Source organism: Pseudomonas sessilinigenes, assembly GCF_003850565.1.
GTDB classification, from domain to species: domain Bacteria; phylum Pseudomonadota; class Gammaproteobacteria; order Pseudomonadales; family Pseudomonadaceae; genus Aquipseudomonas; species Aquipseudomonas sessilinigenes.
In genome coordinates, this window is sequence record NZ_CP027706.1 from 2,891,570 (window position 1) to 2,913,578 (window position 22,009).

Here is a 22,009-nt window from a genome sequence, read left to right on the forward strand (position 1 = left end):
TCCGCTATGTTTGATCGGCACCGTCCTGCAATCCGGGCAGGGACACGTCTGTTTTTTCAAGGAGAGGTCACGATGAGAAAGTTTTTTGCCCTGATGGCGGCGCTGACGCTGACCCTGGGGATGGTGGGCATCAGCGACGCACGCTCGCCCAAGCAGCAGCGCGATTCGGTGGCCGGGACTTTCGACTACTACCTGTTGAGCCTGTCCTGGTCGCCAACGTTCTGCCTGATGCACCCGGATAATGAACAGTGCTCGGGCAAGGGCTACGGTTTTGTCCTGCATGGCCTGTGGCCGCAGTACGCCCGTGGCGGCTGGCCGGAGTCGTGCCCACCGCTGACTCAGTTGAACCAGCAAGAACGTGCCAAGGGCCTGACCCTGTTCCCCACCGAGAAGCTGCTCAAGCATGAGTGGAGCAAGCACGGCACCTGTAGCGGCCTGGGAGCCATGGGCTACCTGGACGCGGCGGACAAGGCCCTGGCCAAGGTGCAGATCCCCGAAACCCTGCAACCCTCGACCAGCGTGCGCTACTACGAAGCTGCAGAAATCGCCCAGCAGTTGCGCCAGAGCAACCCTGGGATCACCGCCAATGGTGTCGCGGTACTGTGCAGCGGGCCTGAACTGTCCGAAGTACGGGTCTGCCTGAACAAGGACCTGGAGTTCGCCGACTGTGGCAAGGGTGTGAAGACCCAGTGCCGTTCCGGGCAGATCCGCATTCCGCCGATCCGCTGAGCCGGGCTGGCCTGCCGGCTCCCGCCCAAGGGAGCCGGCTCCTGGCTACAGGGCGGCGAGCAGGTGCCCCAGGCGCTCGACAGTAGGGGCGCTGCAATCCTCCATCGGTGCCCGCAGATGGGGCTCGATCAAGCCCTGGCGAGCCAGCAGCGCCTTGACCGGGGCCGGGTTGGGTTCGCTGAACAAGCCCTGGATCAGTGGCGCCAATTGCATGAAGGTGGTCCTGGCGGCCTCCAGTCGCTGGTCCATGACTTGCCGGTGCAATTGCACGAACAGCTCGGGGCGGATATGCGCCGAGGCGGCAATGGCGCCGCTGGCGCCCAGGCACAGGGCGCTGAACAGTTGCAGGTCTTCGCCGCACAACACCTGCACCTCGCCACTGGCCAGCAGGGCCAGGGTCTTCTCCAGGTTACCTGCGCAATCCTTGACCGCTGCGATCCGTGGGTGACGGACGATGTTGAGCAGGGTGTCCTGGTTCAGGGTCACGCCGGTGCGGTAGGGGATGTCGTAGACGATCAACGGCACCCTGGAGGCATCGGCCAGGCGCTGGAAAAACTGCTCCAGGGCGGCCTGGGAGGGCCGAATGTAATAGGGCGCGGGCACCAGCAGGGCGGCAATCGGCCGCTCCAGCACCCGCTGCTGCATGGCCAGCAGCTCCTGCAGGTTGTTGCCCGCCAGGCCCATGATCACTCGGGTCGCAGGCGCCAGTTGCAGCACCTCGTCGAGTACGGCCAGTTGTTCGTCCTTGTCCAGCGCGGCGGCTTCGCCGGTGGTGCCGCAAACCACCAGCCCGGCCACTGCGCTTTCCAGCAGGTGGGACGCGAGGCGGCGCAGGGCGACGAAATCGATGGCGCCATTGTGAAAGGGCGTGACGATGGGGACCCAGATACCTTGAAACGATGACATGCAGATTCTCCTGATGCTTGACCGTCGGGTCGTCGTCAGAAGAGTAGAAGGGCGGTCAGCGGGGGGTATCCGAGGCGAGGTCCTGTCAGCTCATCTGACGGGACACAGCGCCCCGGTCACATGAGCGACTGTTTCTTCGATTTGCGATTGCAGGCCACCCACGCCGGAGCCTTGGCAACCAGGCCAATAGCGCGCGGATCGTGGAGGGTGGCTTGGGACATGATGGCTGGCGGCTCGCAAATTCAGGCGCTCAGTTTTAAGAGCCGGCCGGGGCTTTGTCAATCCTCAGATCGGGGCTTTTTTAGGGCCTGGAGCGCCTGGCGCCGTTGGTGTCGGGAACCTTTCTCAGACAGGATTTCGCTTGCCAGGCTACGTATTGATCCAGATCAAGAAGACGCGAGATTGTCCGGTGTGCCTTCTTGCCCTTGGCAAAAAATTAGTCGCACTCACCAAGGCTGTATCTAAACTCGACTGCACCGGCGCCGACTGCCGGGGAAGTCTTGCCGGGGTGCAGGAGCAGTCTTCGGGTCATCGCAGGATGCGCAAGTTGCTGTTTGATCACGACGGACAATCATCAGACTTCCTGCGAGGTTTTTCCGGTGAAAAACAATCTCCCAGTGACCCAGCGCGAGCGGGTCTTTCCTGCCGAGCAGCGCCTTATTTCCGCTACCGACACCCACGGCAAGCTTACGTACTGCAACGACGAGTTCGTGGCGGTCAGCGGCTTTTCCCGCGAGCAACTGATCGGCAGCCCGCACAATATCGTGCGCCACCCGGACATGCCCCCGGCCGTATTCGCCCATATGTGGTCCTATCTCAAGGATGGCAAGAGTTGGATGGGCATCGTCAAGAACCGCTGCCAGAACGGCGACCATTACTGGGTCAATGCCTATGTCACGCCGATCTTCAGCGCTGGCGTGGTCACCGGCTACGAGTCGGTGCGGGTCAAGCCCGAGCGCGAGCAGGTCGAGCGCGCCGCGGCCCTCTACCAGCGCATGCGCGGCGCCGACATGGCCATGCCCTGGAGCCAGCGGCTGCTGGTGGCCGGCGAGATCCTGCTGCCGCCGCTGTTGGCCCTGGCAGCCATTGCCCTGTCCAGCTGGCTGGGTGGGCCCTGGACCGGATTGGCCGCTGCCGTGGCCGGGCTGTTCGCCGTGCAGGCCTATGGTGCGTATCACACCCGACGGCTGCTGGCACGCATCAGCGCGGTGTCCCTGGGCAGCTTCGATAGTGAACTGATCGCCCGTACCTATACCGACGAGCGTGGCCCGGTGGCGCGCTTGCAGATGATCCTGATCAGCGAAGCGGCCAAGATCCGCACCGCCCTCAGTCGCCTGGGCGACTACGCCAACCAGGCCGCGGCGCTGGCCTCCAGCAGCCAGAGCCTGTCGCGCCAGGCGGAATCGGCCCTGGGCAAGCAGCGCGACGAAGCGGACATGGCGGCCACGGCGATGAACCAGATGGCGGCCTCCATCGCCCAGGTCTCGGTGCATGTGCAGGACACCGCTTCGGCGGCCGACCAGGTCAATGAGCTGACCCATGTCGGTTCCGAGGAAGCCCGGCGGACCCGGGCCATGATCGAGAAGCTGGCCGATACCGTGGACACGGTCAGCCAGTCGGTCCAGGGCCTGGCCGATGAAACCCAGTCCATCCAGCTGGCGGCGAACATGATTCATTCCATCGCCGAGCAGACCAACCTGCTGGCGCTCAATGCTGCCATCGAGGCCGCCCGCGCCGGGGAGCAGGGTCGTGGCTTCGCCGTGGTGGCCGATGAGGTAAGGGCCCTGGCATCCAAGACCCGGGAGTCGACCCAGAGCATCCAGCAGATCATCGCCACCTTGCAGGAGGTGGCCAGCCAGGCAGTGGAAGTAGCGCGCCAGGGCAGTGTCGAGGCGCGTTCCGGAGTGGCCCAGGTGATCAGCACCGAACAGGCACTGGACGGGATCAACTCGGCGATGGAGCGCATCCAGCAGATGAGCCAGCAGATGGCAGCGGCCTCCGAACAGCAGGCCCATGTGGCCGAGGAAATTTCCGGGCAGATCACCAATATCGCCAGGGTCTCGGACCAGAACGCCGATATCGCCGTGCACTCCTGCAGCATCGGCGGCGACCTTGAGTCCACGGCCCATGAGCTCAATGCCCTGGTCACGCGTTTCAATAGCTGAACGACGATTCAAGGGTTGTTTTCTTCAATACGTGATGTTGCTCGCTTCGTAATCTGTGGGCGGTCGATTCGACCCGGACAAGAGAGGCGAGAGATGAGCGTAGTGTTTTCCATGGCGGCCTTTGCCCTGGCCGCATCCATTACCCCGGGGCCGGTGAATATCCTGGCCCTGGGCAGCGGGGCCCGTTTCGGTTTCAAGGCCAGCCTGAGCCACGTCGCTGGCGCGACCCTGGGCTTTACCTTGCTGCTGGTACTGACGGGCCTGGGGTTGAACGAACTGTTGCGCCAGTGGCCGGTGCTGACCCAGGGCATCCGCCTGTTTGGCGTGGCGTTCCTGCTGTACATGGCCTGGAAGCTGGTCCGGGATGATGGTCGAGTGACTGCCGACGGCCAGGTCCGTGCACCTTCGGCCTGGTACGGCGCCCTGATGCAGTGGCTCAATCCCAAGGCTTGGCTGGCCTGCGTGGCCGGCATCGGGGCGTTTGCCGCCGACGGCGATACGCGCCTGGTCTGGCTGTTCGCCGCGGTGTATCTGGTTATCTGCTACCTGTCGATTGCCTGCTGGGCCTATGCCGGCAGTTTCCTGCGCCACTACCTGGACAATCCTGCGGGCATGCGCCTGTTCAATCGCAGCATGGCCGCGCTGCTGGCGGTCAGCGCGGCGTACCTGTTTACCTGAGGCCTTGCTGGTACTGCCCGGGTGTCGCGGCCAAGTGCTGCTTGAACGCCCGCTGAAAGTGCGCCTGGTCGGCAAAGCCGGCCTCCAGGGCCACCTCGGCGATCGATGCGCCGCTGCGCAGGCGGGCCTGGGCGAACTGCACCCGCTGGTTGACCAGGTAGGCATGGGGCGGCATGCCGAACCGCTGGCCAAAGGCGCGGGTCAGGTAGGAGGCCGAGAGTTGGGCGGCCTGGCAGATATCTTCCAGGACCAGGGGCTCGGTGCAGTGCTGGCGGATGTAACGGGCAGCCCGTTCGAGCTTTTCGTTGCTGTCCCGGGGAAGGCTGTCGGCCGGGTTCAGGCGCTGGTGCAGGTCGCTGAAGAACGCCACCGCGCAGCTGTGCTTGTGCAGGGTATCGCCGCGTTCGTCCACCAGGACCTGGTACAGCGTCTGGAGCTCGGCAAACAATTGCGGATCGTCGCTGTGGGTGGCGCTGAAAGGACGAAAGCCCGACGCCGCATCGAAGCCCAGCTCATGCTGCAAGGCGGTCAGCCAGGGGGTGTCGACGTAGAGCATGCGATAAGACCAGGGCTGGTCGTCGATGGGGTTGCAGGCATGCACCACGCCGGGGTTCATCAACACCACGGTGCCGGCGCCGACCCGCCACTGTTCGCCTTCACTGAGGTAGGTGCTCTGGCCCGCGGTGATGCAACCGATGGAGAACTGCTCATGGGCATGGCGGTTGTAGCAGACCTTGTGTCCATCGGCGATGGACCGGGCCTCGATGAAGGGCAGGGCTGGGTCGCGCCAGAAGCGCGGGGCGATGTCAGTGTGCAGGGCGCTCTTCATCAGGGCTGTCCATTGTCCAGGGTGCCGGCGATTGTAGAGGGGATGGCTCAGGATTTGCCATCGAACGCCCGCTGCAGGCGCTGGATATCCAGTTTCCTCATGCCCAGCAGGGCCTGCATCACCCGTTGCGAACGGCTCGGATCGGGGTCGCACATCATCTGCGCCAGGGCCTGCGGCACGATCTGCCAGGACAGGCCGAAGCGGTCCTTGAGCCAACCGCAGCGCTGGGCCTCGGGCGGCCCGCCAAAGCCCAGGGCATTCCAGTAGTGGTCCAGCTCGGCCTGGCTGCGGCAATGCACCTGCAAGGAAATGGCTTCGTTGAAGGTGAATGCCGGGCCGCCGTTGAGCGCGGTGAAGGCCTGGCCGTCGAGCTCGAACACCACGCTCATCACCGATCCCTCGGGGCGGCCATGGAACTCGAAGCCGGCCTTGCCGTAGTGGCTGACGTGGGTGATGCGCGAGCGCTCGAAGATCGAGCAGTAGAACTGCGCAGCCTCCTGGGCCTGGTGGTCGAACCACAGGCACGGGGTGATGGTTTGGATGCGTTGCATGCTGGCGACCCTCTGTCGACTGCTACCCCCCTTGAACAAGCGTAGCCAAGCCCTGGCCGGGTACGGGCGATTGAATGCTTGCTGACATGGGTTTCTTCAATGGTATCTTCGCTATCAGCCTCGAGTGGCCGTAGAACGCCGCAGCACTGGGGTGAAGCGCTACCTGAAATGCCTGCTGGTATCAGGCAGGCAGTGACTGCAAGGGGGGAGAAGCTGATGCGCCAGCCGCGATTCAAGCTGTTTTTCACCCACCGTCTGGCGCTCCTGGCGGGTGCCGAATCCCTGCGTTCGATCCGTGAAGGCCTGCTTTGGCTATTGCCATGCCTGCTGGTTTCGGCCGTGCTGCTGATCCTCGCCCAGTGTGTCCAGGCCCTGGGAGCGCCGAGGGCGGTGGTGGAGCTGCTGACGGGGCTGCACGACCGCATCAGCTCGATCATTCCCTTGCTGGTCGCGGCTTCCATCGGTTACATGCTGGCGATCCAGCATCGCCTGCCGCAGCTTCCCGTGGCCTTTCTCTGCCTGTCCCATGTGGTGATCGCCACCTACGTGTTGCGCGACTACCCGCTGGCGGCGGCGACGTTCGTGCTGTTCATCGCCATTGCCTCGCCACTGGTCAATGTTCCGATCATCGGCTGGCTGCACCGTCGGCGCTGGACCCGGCTGATCGCCGAGGACCTGGTGGGGTACAACCTGCAGAGCACCATCAACATGGTGCTGCCGGGGATCGTCACTTCGCTGTTGCTGGTGCTGGTGCTGCAACTGTTGCTGCAGGTCCAGGAGTTCGCCTATGTCCAGCGGCCGCTGGACCTCGATGAGCTGGGCAGTCCCTACCTGAGTGGGATACTGCTGACGGCCAGCAATTCGTTGCTGTGGTTCTTCGGGATCCACGGCAGCCACGCCATGCAGCCATTCATGGACGTGATGGACCAGGCGGTGTCGCTCAATGCGCTGGACCAGGCGGTTGGGCGTCCTGTGCGTTACGTACTCAACAGTGGCTTGCTGGGTTGTTTTGCCTTCATCGGTGGCTCTGGCGGTTCCCTGGCGTTGGTCCTGGCGATCCTGGGGTTTTCCCGCAACCGCTCGATGCGCCTGCTGGCCCTGGCCAGCCTGGGGTTGTCGCTGTTCAACATCAATGAGCTGCTGTTGTTCGGCCTGCCGATCATCCTCAACCCGAGGTTGCTGGTGCCGTTTATGCTGGTGCCCATGGCCAACGTCAGCCTGGCGTTGCTGGTGGTCCAGCAGGGGTGGGTGCGCCCGGCACTGGTGGAGGTGCCCTTTACCTCGCCGGTATTGCTCAATGCCTACCTCAGTACCCAGGGCGATTGGGGCGCGGTGTTGTTGCAACTGGTGCTGCTGGGGATCGGTACGCTGATCTATATCCCCTACATCCGCAGTATCCAGTACCAGGGCGAGGGCGCCGAGCAGGTCTACCTGAAGACCTTCGACACCACCTTTCATGGCCTGGAAGAACGGGGCCGCCTGTTCGAGCTGGACCCGATGGTGGCCTCCTATCAGCAAGCGGCCCGGCAGTCCTTGCAGCTGGCGCGAATCCAGCAGTTGAGCGAGTACGACTTCCACCTGGAGTACCAGCCCCAGGTGGCCAAGGGCAGTGGCCGTTGCACCGGGTGCGAGGCGTTGATCCGCGCCCGGGACCGCGACGGCCAGGTGCGCTCGCCCTGGGAATTGCTGCAGTGGCTGGGGCAGGCCAGGTTGATGCCCGAGGTGGATTTCTGGGTCGCCTCCCAGGCGGTACGCCAGTATCAGGCCTGGCGTCGCGAGGGCTTCGAGCTGCCGATCACCATCAATATCTCCAGTGCCACCCTGGCGTCGGTGGAGCACGGCCGGCGCTTGCTGGATATCCTTGCCCGAGCCGGTGGCCAGGTGTCGGTGGAGATCACCGAGGATGCCCTGGTGGGCGATGCGTTGCTGACCCAGCGCTGGATCGGGCAACTGCATGCGCTGGGGGCGCGGATCTACATCGATGACTTCGGTACCGGTTTTTCCGCCTTGAGCTATTTGCACCAGTTCCCGGTGGATGGGATCAAGATCGATCGCAGTTTCGTTCTTGCCCAATCCGATCCCAAGGGTGCCCTGGTACTCAATGGCCTGCTGCGTTTTTGCGAGACCCTGGACCTCAAGGTGGTGGTGGAAGGTGTGGAGACGGGCGAGCAACTGGCGTTCCTGCAATCGAGTGCGGAGCTGGTGATCCAGGGCTGGTACTACAGCAAGTCGCTGCCTGCCCGCCAGCTCCCTGAATTCGTCAGGCAGCGGGCCCAGGACCGCGGTGCTTGAGCGGGCGCTTTATCGCCTGGCGACAGCTCTGGCCCAGGCATTGGCCATTTTGGACTACGCTTGCCGTCTTAGCCGCGAATGGAGTCAGCGATGTTGTACCCAAGCAAACCGAACAATGAGGCCCTGCGAATCCAGACCCTGCGGGCGCTCAATGTCCTCGATACCCCGCCGGAGGAGCGGTTCGACCGCCTGACCCGCCTGGCCAAGCGCCTGTTCAACGTACCCATCGCCCTGGTCAGCCTGGTGGATGGCGATCGCCAGTGGTTCAAATCCTGCATGGGCCTGGATGCCAGCGAGACGCCACGGGATATCTCGTTTTGCGGGCACGCGATTCTTGGCGACCAGATCCTCACGGTTTGCGATGCCGAACAGGACGTGCGTTTCCATGACAACCCATTGGTGGTGGGCGACCCCGGGATCCGCTTCTACGCCGGTTGCCCACTGACGGTGGGCAATGGCAGCAAGCTGGGCACCTTGTGCCTGATCGACGTCAAGCCCCGGGACCTGGATGACGAGGAGCGGGCGCTGCTGCGGGATCTGGCACGCATGGCCGAGCAGGAGCTGGCGGCCGTGCAGATGGCCAGCATGGATGAGCTGACCCTGCTGTCCAACCGCCGTGGGTTCGAGGCCCTGGCCCGGCACGCGCTGGGCGTCTGCAAGCGCCTGGAGAAACCGGCGACGCTGCTGTTCTTCGATCTCAATGATTTCAAGCAGATCAACGACACCTATGGCCATGCCGAGGGCGACGGGGCATTGAAGACCTTCGCCGACGTGCTGCGTATTGCCTTTCGCGAGAGCGATGTGATCGGGCGCTTGGGCGGCGACGAGTTCGTGGCGTTGTTGACCGCCGCCGATCATGTAGAAACCTCGAACATCATGGCCCGATTGCGCGAGATCCTCGATGAACGCAACGCTACGTTGAAGCGTGGCTACGACATTCGCTTCAGCGTCGGCCAGATCGAATACAACGCCGAGCGCCATCCGGACGTGGAGGCGCTGTTGGCCGATGCCGACAAGGCCATGTACCTGCAAAAGCAGGCCAGCAAGCGCCAGCGTCAAGACTGATCGGCAGACAATGGCTCAGGCCCCGGAGCCTGGTTCAGCCGCGTCAGGCAGCGTCTTGGGATGTTGCCCTGATAGTAGGTACTGACCAGGAGTTTCCCGGGCTTGTTGACCTTGAGGTTGAGGAATTCATCACCGCAGCTGGGAAAGCGCTCGACGAACTCGCCCTGCGTCGGGTTGTAGATGAACACCCGGTGGATCGTGTAAGTACCCATCCCATCATCGACATGCCAGATGGCGAAGTCGCCGGCCCCATCGAAGTTGAAATCGTCGAGCTCGATGTGCAGCGGCTTCTCGGCCTGCACCAGCAGTTCTCTGGATTGGGTGTGACCGTTGCGTTGTATTTCCAGGCTGACCTGCTGGCCATGCAGGGCAAGCGTGACGGTGCTGTGCTTGTCCGGCTGGAAAGTCGTCGGTTGGGCCTGGACGCTCATTGCGAAAAGACCGCTCAGGGCCATCATGGCCCATTGTTTGTCATGCATGGATTTGGCATTCCCGGTGATGAGGCAGGGCCTCGTCACCGGTCTCCTGTCAGGGGTTATCCGGCGTTTGCCGGTACTAGGAACGCGGCTTCCAGCAACTGCCGGGTGTAAGGGTGTTGTGGGGCGTCGAAGATGGCCCTGGCGTCTCCTTGTTCCACCACCTGGCCGTGCTTGATCACCATCAGTTGGTGGCTCAGGGCCTTGACCACCGCCAGGTCATGGCTGATGAACAGGTAGGTCAGGTTGTACTTGCCTTGCAGCCTGCGCAGCAGCTCCACCACTTGGCGCTGGACGGTGCGATCCAGGGCCGAGGTCGGTTCGTCCAGGAGGATCAGCCGGGGCTTGAGCACCAACGCCCGGGCGATGGCGATGCGCTGGCGTTGGCCGCCGGAAAACTCATGGGGGTAGCGGTGGCGGGTCTGCGGGTCCAGGCCCACTTCCTGGAGTGCCTCGATGATCGCCTGTTCTTGCTCCTGCAGGGTGCCGATCCTGTGGATGCGCAAGCCCTCGCCAACGATCTGGCTCACGCTCATGCGCGGGCTGAGGCTGCCGAAGGGGTCCTGGAACACCACCTGCATTTCCCGGCGCAGTGGCCGCACCTGTTGCTGCGAGAGGCGCTCCAGCTGCTGGTCCTCGAAGCGAATGGCGCCTTTGCTGGCGATCAGGCGCAGGATCGCCAGGCCCAGGGTCGACTTGCCCGAACCGCTCTCGCCGACGATGCCCAGGGTCTGGCCCTGGGGCAGGCTGAAGTGGATGCCATCCACCGCCTTGACGTGGTCCACGGTGCGGCGCAGCAGGCCCTTCTTGATCGGGAACCAGACCTTGAGGTCATTGACTTCCAGCAGTGGTGCGCCGATCTGGCTGGCGACCGGCAGGCCACTGGGCTCGGCGGCTAGCAGTTCCCGGGTATAGGGATGCTGTGGGGCCCGGAACAGCTCTTCGCACGGCGCCTGTTCGACGATCCGGCCCTTTTGCATGACGCAGACCCGGTGGGCGATGCGCCGCACCAGGTTGAGGTCGTGGCTGATCAGCAGCAGGGCCATGCCCAGGCGCGCCTGCAGTTCCTTGAGCAACTGCAGGATCTTCAACTGCACGGTGACGTCCAGCGCAGTGGTGGGTTCGTCGGCGATCAGCAGTTCCGGCTCGCAGGCCAGGGCCATGGCGATCATCACCCGTTGGCGCTGGCCGCCGGACAGCTCGTGGGGCAGGGCCTTGAGGCGCTTGCGTGGCTCGGGGATGCCCACCAGTTCCAGCAGTTCCAGGGTGCGCTGGGTGGCGACCTTGCCGGTCAGGCCCTTGTGGATCGCCAGCACCTCGTTGATCTGCTTCTCGATGTTGTGCAGCGGGTTCAGCGAGGTCATGGGCTCCTGGAAGATCATGGCGATGCGGTTGCCACGAATGTGCCGGATGCTCTTTTCCTTCAGGGTCAGCAGATCGTGCCCGGAGTAGTTGATGCTGCCCGACGGGTGCTGGGCCAGGGGGTAGGGCAGCAGGCGCAGGATGGAGTGGGCAGTGACCGACTTGCCCGAACCGCTTTCACCCACCAGGGCCAGGGTCTCGCCACGCTTGATGTCGAAGCTGATGCCTTCGACCACCCGCTGGCGCTGCTCGCCGGCGACGAATTCGACGGCCAGCTCGCGCACTTCGATCAGGTTGTCCTGGGTCATGTCATTTCCTCGGGTCGAAGGCATCGCGGGCGGATTCGCCGATGAACACCAGCAGGCTCAGCATCAGGGCCAGCACGGCGAAGGCACTCATGCCCAGCCAGGGCGCCTGCAGGTTGGATTTGCCCTGGGCCACCAGCTCGCCCAGGGACGGCGCGCCGGGAGGCAGGCCGAAGCCGAGGAAGTCCAGGGCGGTGAGGGTGCCGATGGCGCCGGTGAGGATGAACGGCATGAAGGTCATGGTCGAGACCATGGCGTTGGGCAGGATGTGGCGGAACATGATGGCGCCGTTCTGCATCCCCAGGGCCCGGGCCGCGCGCACGTATTCCAGGTTGCGCCCGCGCAGGAACTCGGCGCGCACCACGTCCACCAGGCTCATCCAGGAGAACAGCAGCATGATACCCAGCAGCCACCAGAAGTTGGGCTGCACGAAGCTGGCGAGGATGATCAGCAGGTAAAGCACCGGCAGCCCGGACCACATTTCCAGGAAGCGCTGCCCGGCCAGGTCCACCCAGCCACCGTAGAAGCCCTGGAGGGCGCCGGCGGTGACGCCGATGATCGAGCTGAGGATGGTCAGGGTCAGGGCGAACAGCACCGACACCCGGAAGCCATAGATGATCCGCGCCAGGACGTCGCGGCCCTGATCGTCGGTGCCCAGCAGGTTGTCGCTGGAGGGCGGCGCCGGAGCTGGCACCCGCAGGTCGTAGTTGATGCTCTGGTAGCTGAAGGGGATCGGCGCCCAGAGCACCCCGGCATCCTTCTGGGCCAGCAGTTCGCGGATGTACGGGCTCTTGTAGTTGGCTTCCAGGGGAAATTCGCCGCCGAAGGTGGTTTCCGGGTAGCGCTTGAGCGCCGGGAAATACCAGCCATCGTCGTAGTGCACCACCAGGGGCTTGTCGTTGGCGATCAACTCGGCGCCCAGGCTCAGGACGAACAGCACCAGGAACAGCCACAGCGACCACCAGCCACGCTTGTTGGCCTTGAAGCGCTCGAAGCGCCGGCGATTGAGGGGGGACAGGTTCATCTCAATGCTCCCGGCTGTCGAAGTCGATGCGTGGGTCGACCAGGGTGTAGGTCAGGTCACCGATCAGTTTCACCACCAGGCCCAGCAGGGTGAAGATGAACAGGGTGCCGAACACCACCGGGTAGTCGCGGTTGATCGCGGCCTCGAAGCTCATCAGGCCCAGGCCGTCCAGGGAGAAGATCACTTCCACCAGCAAGGACCCGGTGAAGAAAATGCCGATGAAGGCCGACGGGAAGCCGGCGATCACCAGCAGCATGGCGTTGCGGAACACATGGCCGTAGAGCACCCGGCGCTGGGTCAGGCCCTTGGCCTTGGCGGTGATCACGTATTGCTTGTTGATCTCGTCGAGGAAGCTGTTCTTGGTCAGCAGGGTCATGGTGGCGAAGTGGCCGATCACCAGGGCCGTGACCGGCAGCGCCAGGTGCCAGAAGTAGTCGAGGACCTTGCGCCCCAGGCTCAGTTGCTCGAAGTCGCTGGAGGTCAGGCCGCGCAGGGGGAACCAGTTGAGGTAGCTGCCGCCGGCGAACACCACGATCAGCAGGATGGCGAACAGGAACGCCGGGATTGCGTAGCCGATGATGATCGCCGAGCTGGTCCAGACGTCGAAATGGCTGCCGTGGCGGGTGGCCTTGGCGATCCCCAGGGGGATCGACACCAGGTACATGATCAGGGTGCTCCACAACCCGAGGGAGATCGAGACCGGCATCTTTTCCTTTATCAGGTCCACCACCTTGGCATCGCGGAAGAAACTCTCGCCGAAGTCCAGGGTGGCGTAGTTCTTGATCATGATCCACAGGCGTTCCGGCGCCGACTTGTCGAAGCCGTACATGTGCTCGATTTCCTTGATCAGCGCCGGGTCCAGGCCCTGGGCGCCGCGGTAGCTGGAACCGGCCACCGAGACCTCGGCGCCACCGCCGGCGATGCGGCTGGTGGCGCCGTCGAAGCCTTCGAGCTTGGCGATCATCTGTTCCACCGGCCCGCCGGGGGCGGCCTGGATGATCATGAAGTTGATCAGGAGGATGCCCAGCAGGGTCGGGATGATCAGCAGCAGGCGGCGAACGATATAGGCCAGCATCTTATTGCACCGCTTCGGCCGCGGCCGCCTGGTGGTCTGGTGCCGGTTCCACGGCGGGCTTGGCATCGGGCTTGATCCACCAGGTGCTGACGCCGATGTCGTACTTGGGCGCGACCTGTGGATGGCTCACGTGGTCCCAGTAGGCCACGCGCCAGGTCTTGATGTGCCAGTTGGGGATCACGTAGTAGCCCCATTGCAGGACCCGGTCCAGGGCCTTGGCATGGGCCACCAGGCTGGCTCGGGAGTCGGCGTTGATCAGGCCTTCCACCAGGTCGTCGATGATCGGGTCTTTCAGCCCGATCAGGTTGCGACTGCCAGGGTTGTCGGCGCTGGAGGACATCCAGTACTCGCGTTGTTCATTACCGGGAGAAATGGACTGCGGGAAACTGCCAACGAGCATGTCGAAGTCCCGCGAGCGCAGGCGGTTGATGTACTGGGAGACGTCGACCCGGCGAATCACCAGGTCAATGCCCAGGTCCGCGAGGTTGCGCTTGAACGGCAGCAGAATGCGTTCAAATTCACTTTGGGCCAAGAGGAACTCGATGGACAGAGGGTTGCCTTGGGGGTCGACCATCTTGTCATCGACGATGCGCCAGCCGGCCTCTTGCAGCAGTTGGTAGGCCTGGCGCTGTTGCGCGCGGATCATGCCACTGGCATCGGTGACGGGAGGCTGGAACGACTGCTCGAAGACCTGTGCTGGGAGTGCGCCGCGAAAGGGTTCGAGGATGCGCAGCTCCTCTGGACCGGGCAGGCCGGTGGCGGCCATTTCCGAGTTCTCGAAGTAACTGCGCGTACGCGTGTAGGCACTGTTGAACAACTGCTTGTTGGTCCATTCGAAGTCGAGCAACAGGCTGATGGCCTGGCGTACGCGGATGTCCTGGAACATCGGCTTGCGCAGGTTGAAGATGAAACCCTGCATGCCGGTGGGGTTGCCGTTGGCAATCTGCTCCTTGATCAGTCGCCCTTGGGCCACGGCTGGGATGTTGTAGGCGGATGCCCAGTTCTTTGCGCTGATCTCCAGCCAGTAATCAAGCTGTCCGGCCTTGAGGGCTTCCAGGGCTACGCTGTTGTCCCGGTAGTAGTCGGAAACCATATAGTCGAAATTGTAGAACCCGCGGTTGATCGGCAAATCGGCGCCCCAGTAGTCCTTGACCCGTTCATAACGGATCGAGCGTCCGGGCTTGACGTCGAGAATCTTGTACGGGCCGCTGCCCAGGGGCACTTCCAGATTGCCTTTTGAGAAATCGCGCGTGGCCCACCAATGCATGGGCAGCACCGGCAACTGGCCCAGAATGAAGGGTAATTCACGGTTGCTGGTGTGCTTGAACTGGAAGCGGACTCGCAAGGGGCTCTCGACGATCACGTCCGCCACGTCGGAGTAGTAGGTGCGGTACTTGGGCGAGCCGTCTTTCATCAGGGTGCGAAAACTGAAGGCGACGTCCTCGGCGCGAATGGGATGACCGTCGTGGAAGTGGGCCTGCTCACGCAGGTAGAAGCGCACCCAACTGTTATCCGGGGCCTTCTCGATCTTTTCGGCGATCAGTCCGTATTCCGCGACGGGCTCGTCCAGGCTTTCACGGGCCAGGGTGTCGTAGATCAGGCTGAGGTTGTTGGCCGGTACACCCTTGATGAGAAAGGGGTTGAGGCTGTCGAAACTGCCCGAGGCGGCTTCTCGGAAGGTTCCGCCCTTGGGGGCGTTAGGGTTGACATAGTCGAAGTGCTGGAAGTCTGCCGGGTACTTGGGCTGTTCGTCATACAGCGTCAGGCCATGCTGCGGTGCCGCATTTGCCCAGCAGGCAAGGCCACCCATGAACACGAGGCACAATTGCCGCAGCGCGCGAGAAGGTTTCATTGCGCTTTCTCCATAGGCTTCAGCCACCAGGCACTCAGCCCCAGGGTATAGGGCGGCGTGGTGACGAAGGCGAACCGGTTACGGTAGGCCAGGCGGTGATAGTTGAGGTACCAGTTGGGAATCATGTAGTGCTGCCACAGTAGCACCCGATCCAGGGCCCGGCCGGCGGCCAGCTGGTCGTCACGGCTCTGGGCCGCCAGGAGCTGCTCCAGCAGGTGGTCGACGATGGGGTTGTTGATGCCTGCATAGTTCTTGCTGCCCTTGACCGCGACCTGGCTTGAGTGGAAGTACTGCCATTGCTCCAGGCCCGGGCTCAGGGTCTGGTTGAGGGTCATGAGGATCATGTCGTAGTCGAACTGGTCCAGGCGCTGCTTGTATTGCGCGCGATCGACGGTGCGCAGGCGCGCGTCGATGCCGATGCTGGCCAGGTTCTCCACGTAGGGCTGGAGGATGCGTTCCAGGTTGGGATTGACCAGCATCAGCTCGAACCGCAGCGGTTGCCCGGCACTGTTCTGCAGGCGCTGGCCGTTGAGCTTCCAGCCCGCCTCGCCCAGCAGCCCCAGGGCCCGGCGCAGGGTCTGGCGCGGGATGCCGCGGCCGTCGGTGCTCGGCAAGCTGAAGGGCTGGGTGAAGAGGCTGGCTGGCAACTGCTCTCGATAGGGTGAAAGCAGCAGCCATTCGCGGCCCTGGGGGATGCCCGTGGCGGAGAACTCGCTGTTGGGGTAGTAGCTCAGGGCGCGCTGGTAGGCGCCGCTGAACAGCGTGCGGTTGGTCCACTGGAAGTCGAACATCATGCCCAGGGCTTCACGTACCCGCACATCGGCGAAGGTCGCGCGCCGGGTGTTCATGAACAGGCCCTGGGTCTGGGTGGGGATCTGGTGCGCTACCTGGGCCTTGATCACCTCGCCACGGCGTACCGCCGGGAAGTCGTAGCCACTGGCCCAGTTCTTGGCCTGGTGTTCGATGTAGATATCGAATTCACCGGCCTTGAAGGCCTCGAACGCCACGTCGCTGTCGCGGTAGAACTCCACCTCGACCCGATCGAAGTTGGCGAACCCGCGGTTGACCGCAAGGTCCTTGCCCCAGTAATCCTTGACCCGCTCGAACACCAGCTGCCGCCCGGGCTGCACCTGGGTGATGCGATAGGGGCCGCTGCCCAGGGGCGGGGTGAAGGTGGTGGCCTTGAAGTCGCGGTCCTTCCAGTAATGCTGGGGCAGTACCGGCATTTCCCCCAGGCGTAGGATCAGCAGCGGGTTGCCGGCGCGCTTGAACACGAAGCGGATGCGCTGTGGGCCGAGGATGTCGACCCGCTGCACTTCCTGCAGGTTGGTGCGGTATTGCGGATGGCCTTCCTTGAGCAGCAGGCGGTAGGAGAACGCCACGTCCCGGGCGGTGATCGGCATGCCGTCGTGGAAGCGGGCCTCGGGCCGCAGGTTGAACACCACCCAGCTGCGGTCTTCGCTGTACTCCACCGAGCGGGCGATCAGGCCGTAGCTGGAGGTGGGCTCGTCGCCGGAGGGAGCATAGAGGCCCGTGCCCACCATCAGGGGCTCGTTGAGCTCGTTGACTCCGTACTGCAGGAAGTTCGGCGTGGCTACAGGGCTGGTGCCCTTGAAGGTGTAGGGATTGAGGGTGTCGAAAGTGCCAAAGGCCATGACCCGCAGGGTGCCGCCTTTGGGCGCAGCGGGATTGACCCAGTCGAAGTGGGTGAACCTGGACGGATACTTGAGCGTGCCGAATTGCGCATAACCATGACTTTCAGTGATCGTCGCGCTTGCGGGAAAGCTCAAGGCCAGGCTGATGAAGAGCAGAAGCAGGGGACGCATCGAGTCAGAGATCCGATCCAGACGGCTTGGGCTTTGTGCTCGGTACAGTAACAGCTTGTATCGGTTGGAAAAAGCTTGTTCTGGCGGGGGCCTGCCGGATGCCGGAGCCTGTCTCCGGTGAGCGTTGGACGCCCCTGGATCGGGGCGTCGCAACGTGTCGGGCAGTCAGTGTCGCAGGGCTTGACTGCTGGTGTCGGGTGTCGGGCCTGTCGCTCAGTGAGACAGGTAGACGGTGAGCACCTGGCCTGGCTTCAGGGCCTGGCCGGCGCGGGGGTTCCAGCGCTTCAAGTGTTGCATCTCGACGTTGAAGCGCTTGGCCACCATGTACAGCGAGTCGCCTTGCTTGACCTTGTACTGGGTCGATTTCTTTTTCTCGACGCTGGCCACGGCGGTCTTCTTGCCGACGGCCTTGCGGGTGTCCTGCATGACCAGGGTCTGGCCGACCTTGAGATTCTTGCCGTTGAGCTTGTTCCAGCGTTGCAGTTCCTGGACGCTGACCCGGTTGGCCTTGGCGATCGACGCCAGGTTGTCGCCGCGCTTGACCCGGTAGGCACGCTTGCGCAACGAGTCGCGGCCTTCATCGCTGGCGAAGACCGACTTGAGCGAGCGTTTGCTGATCAGCTCTTCGGGACGCATGGTCGACAGGCTGGTGGTCAGCAGCTGTGCCTTGGAGGTGGGCACCAGGAGATGCTGCGGGCCATCGACGGTCATGCGCTGCTTGAACGCCGGGTTGAGCTGGAACAGCTCGTCCTCGTCGATGTTGGCCACCGCCGCGACCTTGGACAGGTCCATGCGCTGGTTGATCTCCACCACCTGGAAGTAGGGTTCGTTGGCGATGGGATTGAGGTTGACGCCATAGGCCTCGGGGGTCATGACCACCTGGGACAGGGCCAGTAGCTTGGGTACGTAGGCCTGGGTTTCCGATGGCAGTGGCAGGTTCCAGTAGTCGGTGGGCAGGCCAAGCTTCTCGTTGCGCTCGATGGCCCGGCTCACGGTGCCTTCACCGGCGTTGTAGGCCGCCAGGGCCAGTAGCCAGTCGCCGTTGAACATGTCGTGCAGGCGGGTCAGGTAGTCCATGGCCGCGGTGGTCGAGGCGGTGATGTCGCGCCGACCATCGTAGAAGCGGGTCTGGCGCAGGTTGAACGAACGACCTGTGGCCGGGACGAATTGCCACAGACCCACGGCATCGGCCCGGGAATAGGCCAGTGGGTTGTAGGCGCTTTCGATCACTGGCAATAGAGCCAGCTCCAGCGGCATGTTGCGTTCTTCGAGGCGCTCGACGATGTAGTGGATATAAAGGCTGCCGCGCTCGCCGGCGTTCTCCAGGAAGGAGGGGTTGCTGGCGAACCAGAGGCGTTGTTGTTCGATACGCGGGTTGACGCCCAAGCCTTCTTGCAACTGGAAGCCCTGGCGCATGCGCTCCCAGACGTCCTGGGGTACTTGCGGGCTGGGCTGTTTGCCGAGCCAGATGGGTTTTTGCTTGATGCGGGCGTTGAGATTCGGAGTGTGTGTCGCGTCGCTCTGCGGGACATGGCCGGTGCTTTGGCAGCCCGCAAGAGTCGCTGACACAGCTACCGCGATGGCCTGGGCCAAGCGCGTCAATGCGTCTGAACTGATGGAGTAACGAATAAATGACGACATTGGCTGGAAGTAAGTTCCGGGCAAAAATGTCGGGCGATTCTAGAAAGCACCCGGAGTGCGGTCAACCATTCAGAATTTCTATGCCAATGCCGGGGCCTCTTAGAATTTATCTTTCCAGGCTCTCAACGCCGCAAAGACCGCACTCTGGGACGGGTTATCCTGGCCGTTCCGTTCGTCTGCTTTTTGTTTAACAGATGTTTCACCCGTACGCAGGAATGGGTTGGTCAGCTTCTCCAGGGCCAGGGTCGATGGCAGGGTCATGACGCCTTGCTCACGCATTTGCACCACCTTCTCCAGGCGCTGGGCGATGTCCGGGTTATCCGGCTCCACCGCCTGGGCGAAGCGCAGGTTGCCCAGGGTGTATTCGTGGGTGCAGTAGACCAGGGTGTCGTCCGGCAGGGCCGCCAGGCGGCTCAGGGAATGGTGCATTTGTTCGGGGGTGCCTTCGAACAGCCGGCCGCAACCGGCGGCGAACAGGGTGTCGCCACAGAACAGCAGGCCGCGATGGTAGTAGGCGATATGCCCCAGGGTATGGCCGGGCACGGCGAGCACGGTGAAGTCCCAGCCCAGGATCTGGAGCTGGTCGTTGTCGTCCAGGGCATTGTCGCGAGCGGGGATCTTTTCCCGTGCGGGGCCGTGGACCGTGGCACCGCTATGCTGTTTCAAGCGTTCGACGCCACCGACGTGATCGTGATGATGGTGGGTGATCAGGATGTCGCTCAGGCGCCACCCGGGGTGTTGCTCCAGCCAAGCCAGTACGGGCGATGCATCGCCCGGGTCGACGACGGCGCAGCAGTGGTTGCGATGATCTTGTAACAACCAGATGTAGTTGTCGGTGAAGGCGGGCAGGGCACTGATCTGTATCATCTTCGGATTCGCCAAGCGGAAAACAATGGCGCATCTTAGAACTTCCTGGCGTGTTGGAGAATGCAATGACCGATAAAGCCTTCGCTCAGGCAGATCCTGACTGGCTGGCCCTGATCGGTGCCGCCCGGGACTGGCTGTCCGGGCCCCTTGGGCAATTCCTGCTGGACGAAGAGCGGCGCATGCTCGAGGAGGAACTGGGGCGCTTTTTCGGCGGCTACCTGGTGCACTACGGGCCGTCGGCCCAGCCTCCGCCGACGGCGCCCCAAGTCCAGCGCAACGTTCGCCTGGGGGCTCCGTTGCCCGGGGTCGAGATCGTCTGCGAGGAACAGGCCTGGCCCCTGAGCGAGCATGCCGCCGACGTGGTGGTGCTGCAGCATGGCCTGGATTTCTCCCTGTCGCCCCATGGCCTGTTGCGCGAGGCGGCCAGCAGCGTACGTCCGGGTGGCCACCTGCTGATTATTGGCATCAACCCCTGGAGCACCTGGGGCCTGCGCCGGGCGTTCGCCCATGACGGCTTGCGCCGGGCCCGTTGCATCGCGCCTTCGCGGGTTGGCGACTGGCTCAACCTGCTGGGCTTCGCGCTGGAGAAACGCCGCTTCGGGTGCTATCGTCCGCCGCTTGCTTCGCCTGCATGGCAGGCGCGGCTGGCGGGCTGGGAACGCAGGGCAGGGCGTTGGCAACTGTCCGGAGGCGGCTTCTACCTGCTGGTGGCGCGCAAGATCGCGGTGGGCTTGCGCCCCGTGCGCCAAGTGCGCCGCGAGCCGATGGGCAAGCTGGTGCCAATGCCCCTGGCCAAGGTCAATCGTCGCAATGTTGAACCTTGAGCACCTGTAGCAAACCTCTCTTTATATAGATGGGCCGGGCTCACCCGGCCTGGGTGCCGTCGGTGGTCGCCGGCGGGCCAATGGCAATTTTTGATGGAAGGCGTGGATGAGCGATAGCGTAGAAATCTTTACCGACGGTGCCTGCAAGGGCAATCCTGGCCCGGGTGGCTGGGGCGCGCTGCTGGTGTGCAAGGGCGTCGAGAAGGAACTCTGGGGTGGCGAAGCCAACACCACCAACAACCGCATGGAACTCATGGCGGCAATCCGAGGGTTGCAGGAGCTCAAGCGTCAGTGCGACGTGCAACTGATCACCGACTCGCAATACGTGATGAAGGGCATCACCGAGTGGATGGTCAACTGGAAGAAGCGCGGCTGGAAGACCGCCGCCAAGGAGCCGGTGAAGAACGCCGACCTGTGGCAACAGCTCGATGAACAGGTGAGCCGGCATAACGTCACCTGGAAGTGGGTGCGTGGCCACACGGGGCATCATGGCAATGAACGTGCCGATCAGTTGGCCAACCGTGGCGTGGATGACGTTCGAAGCCAAAAGTAGATGTGATCCTTTGTGCCGGGCAAAGCGGCTCCAGGGGGCCTTGCCTTGCGGCGTCAAGGCGCCGCTGGCCTGGTTGTGGCGTATCAGGCCTTGCCTTTCTTGCTCTGCTGACGACCCTGTTTGCAGGTTTTTTCTGCGTTGATCCGAGCCCTGCCCCATAGGGCGCAGCTGCATTGACAGCATGCCAAGGCCTGCTATACACAATGCAGCTCGCCGCCATCGCGCCCGTTCCAATCCATCGTTGCGATGGCTGTGCCCCGAGGACTGCAACGGTTCGAGAAATGGAATGAAGCAGGTACTGCCAAACCTTTATTTGCTCAGGCATGAAGCCGTCGCCAAGCCGACCCCCTTTACCTTCCTGGCCAGGCGGCCAACAGGCAATCTGCTGTTTGCCACCAAGGCCGATATCAGCGGTTTTTTTTCCGAGATCGAAAAACAAGGGGGCGTCTCGGCCATCCTGTTAGGTGACCGGCACCATGTCAGCGCCGACACGGTCGTGCTGGCCAGGCATTTCAATGTGCCGCTGACCTGTAGCCGTGTGGAGGCCAAGGTCCTGCAGGCCAAGGGGTTCGAGATTGGCAACCCGTTGCCGTTCACGGCCCAGTCATTGACTGAAGACCTTCAGATCATTCCTTTACCAGGTCATACCCAGGGCGCGTTTGCCTATCTCTGGAGTAATGAAGGACAGAAAATCCTGTTCATCGGCGACACCCTGGTGCCGGTGGACCAGGGGTGGCAGTACTGGGTTTCGCCGCCGAGCCGGAAAAAGCTCGCAGAATCACTGCGCTTGCTCAAGGACATCGCGTTCGACCATATCGTCTCGAACTCCTTTGCCTGTACGGGCAATCCGTGCAGGAAAGTAGGTGCGGCAGACAGGAATGCCCTGCTGGATCAAGCCATCAGTAGCTTGCTCAAAGGCTGATGCAATCGACCTGTTGATTGTGTCCGGGCCCTCCGGGCCCGTGGCCAAGGCCGCCATTAGCCGGCCT

Annotated in this window: 19 protein-coding genes and 1 pseudogene; 9 read left to right on the plus strand and 11 right to left on the minus strand. The window is 63.2% G+C overall.

The genetic code is table 11. The features are described 5' to 3' along the window. Positions 1-72: 72 nt before the first annotated feature. The gene (locus tag C4K39_RS13610; protein WP_068586737.1) at positions 73-729 is read left to right on the plus strand and encodes a ribonuclease T2 family protein; all 657 of its coding nucleotides are present in this window, start codon (positions 73-75) and stop codon (positions 727-729) included. A gap of 45 nt (positions 730-774) precedes the next feature. Here the strand turns inward: C4K39_RS13610 and dapA are convergent, their stop codons facing one another. Continuing rightward, positions 775-1,635: a 4-hydroxy-tetrahydrodipicolinate synthase gene (dapA, locus tag C4K39_RS13615; protein ID WP_124346665.1), complete on the minus strand. Its 861-nt coding sequence runs from the start codon at positions 1,633-1,635 to the stop codon at positions 775-777. A gap of 617 nt (positions 1,636-2,252) precedes the next feature. Here dapA and C4K39_RS32230 point away from each other — a divergent pair. The 3 genes and pseudogenes from C4K39_RS32230 to C4K39_RS13625 form a co-directional block, all read left to right on the plus strand. Continuing rightward, positions 2,253-2,555: pseudogene (locus C4K39_RS32230) on the plus strand (PAS domain-containing protein); the annotation flags it as partial. Positions 2,556-2,651: 96 nt separating this feature from the next. Then, positions 2,652-3,800: a methyl-accepting chemotaxis protein gene (locus C4K39_RS13620; protein ID WP_437179385.1), complete on the plus strand. Its 1,149-nt coding sequence runs from the start codon at positions 2,652-2,654 to the stop codon at positions 3,798-3,800. Positions 3,801-3,893: 93 nt separating this feature from the next. Continuing rightward, on the plus strand, positions 3,894-4,478 hold the full coding sequence (locus tag C4K39_RS13625; RefSeq protein ID WP_068586745.1) for a LysE family translocator: 585 nt from the start codon (positions 3,894-3,896) through the stop codon (positions 4,476-4,478). Here the strand turns inward: C4K39_RS13625 and C4K39_RS13630 are convergent. Both C4K39_RS13630 and C4K39_RS13635 read right to left on the minus strand, forming a co-directional pair. After that, positions 4,471-5,307, minus strand: a complete 837-nt coding sequence (locus tag C4K39_RS13630) for an AraC family transcriptional regulator (protein ID WP_068586748.1) — start codon at positions 5,305-5,307, stop codon at positions 4,471-4,473. The genes C4K39_RS13625 and C4K39_RS13630 overlap by 8 nt on opposite strands. Positions 5,308-5,354: 47 nt before the next feature. Further along, a complete protein-coding gene (locus tag C4K39_RS13635) occupies positions 5,355-5,858 on the minus strand; it encodes a VOC family protein (protein ID WP_068586751.1) in 504 nt (167 codons plus the stop codon). A gap of 216 nt (positions 5,859-6,074) precedes the next feature. Between C4K39_RS13635 and C4K39_RS13640 the strand changes: the two genes are divergently transcribed. Further along, positions 6,075-8,150, plus strand: coding sequence for an EAL domain-containing protein (locus C4K39_RS13640; RefSeq protein WP_124346667.1), 2,076 nt, complete (start codon positions 6,075-6,077; stop codon positions 8,148-8,150). A 90-nt stretch (positions 8,151-8,240) separates the two neighbouring features. Next, a complete protein-coding gene (locus C4K39_RS13645; RefSeq protein ID WP_068586755.1) occupies positions 8,241-9,215 on the plus strand; it encodes a sensor domain-containing diguanylate cyclase in 975 nt (324 codons plus the stop codon). Here the strand turns inward: C4K39_RS13645 and C4K39_RS13650 are convergent. The 8 genes from C4K39_RS13650 to gloB all read right to left on the minus strand — a co-directional run bounded on the left by C4K39_RS13650 (position 9,206) and on the right by gloB (position 19,643). Then, entirely contained in the window at positions 9,206-9,694 is a 489-nt protein-coding gene (locus C4K39_RS13650; RefSeq protein WP_124346668.1) for an XAC2610-related protein, read from the minus strand. The genes C4K39_RS13645 and C4K39_RS13650 overlap by 10 nt on opposite strands. Before the next feature lie 56 nt (positions 9,695-9,750). Continuing rightward, positions 9,751-11,361 carry an ABC transporter ATP-binding protein gene (locus C4K39_RS13655; protein WP_124346669.1) on the minus strand — a complete coding sequence of 537 codons (1,611 nt, stop codon included), beginning with the start codon at positions 11,359-11,361 and terminating at the stop codon, positions 9,751-9,753. Position 11,362: 1 nt separating this feature from the next. Further along, the gene (locus C4K39_RS13660) at positions 11,363-12,382 is read right to left on the minus strand and encodes an ABC transporter permease (RefSeq protein ID WP_124346670.1); all 1,020 of its coding nucleotides are present in this window, start codon (positions 12,380-12,382) and stop codon (positions 11,363-11,365) included. Position 12,383: 1 nt separating this feature from the next. Then, a complete protein-coding gene (locus C4K39_RS13665) occupies positions 12,384-13,457 on the minus strand; it encodes a microcin C ABC transporter permease YejB (RefSeq protein WP_124346671.1) in 1,074 nt (357 codons plus the stop codon). A gap of 1 nt (position 13,458) precedes the next feature. Next, on the minus strand, positions 13,459-15,309 hold the full coding sequence (locus tag C4K39_RS13670) for an extracellular solute-binding protein (RefSeq protein WP_124346672.1): 1,851 nt from the start codon (positions 15,307-15,309) through the stop codon (positions 13,459-13,461). After that, positions 15,306-17,135, minus strand: a complete 1,830-nt coding sequence (locus C4K39_RS13675; protein ID WP_124346673.1) for an extracellular solute-binding protein — start codon at positions 17,133-17,135, stop codon at positions 15,306-15,308. Before C4K39_RS13675 ends, C4K39_RS13670 begins: the two co-directional genes overlap by 4 nt. Before the next feature lie 213 nt (positions 17,136-17,348). Continuing rightward, positions 17,349-18,776, minus strand: coding sequence for a LysM peptidoglycan-binding domain-containing protein (locus tag C4K39_RS13680; RefSeq protein ID WP_124346674.1), 1,428 nt, complete (start codon positions 18,774-18,776; stop codon positions 17,349-17,351). A 99-nt stretch (positions 18,777-18,875) separates the two neighbouring features. After that, positions 18,876-19,643, minus strand: coding sequence for a hydroxyacylglutathione hydrolase (gene gloB / locus C4K39_RS13685; RefSeq protein WP_124346675.1), 768 nt, complete (start codon positions 19,641-19,643; stop codon positions 18,876-18,878). Between the two features lie 65 nt (positions 19,644-19,708). On the opposite strand from gloB, the gene C4K39_RS13690 reads away from it, so the two are divergent. From C4K39_RS13690 to C4K39_RS13700, 3 genes are all read left to right on the plus strand, one after another. Beyond that, positions 19,709-20,467, plus strand: a complete 759-nt coding sequence (locus tag C4K39_RS13690) for a class I SAM-dependent methyltransferase (protein WP_068589008.1) — start codon at positions 19,709-19,711, stop codon at positions 20,465-20,467. 106 nt (positions 20,468-20,573) lie between these two features. Further along, a complete protein-coding gene (gene rnhA, locus C4K39_RS13695; protein ID WP_124346676.1) occupies positions 20,574-21,020 on the plus strand; it encodes a ribonuclease HI in 447 nt (148 codons plus the stop codon). A 286-nt stretch (positions 21,021-21,306) separates the two neighbouring features. Continuing rightward, positions 21,307-21,942: an MBL fold metallo-hydrolase gene (locus tag C4K39_RS13700; RefSeq protein ID WP_124346677.1), complete on the plus strand. Its 636-nt coding sequence runs from the start codon at positions 21,307-21,309 to the stop codon at positions 21,940-21,942. Positions 21,943-22,009: the final 67 nt, after the last annotated feature.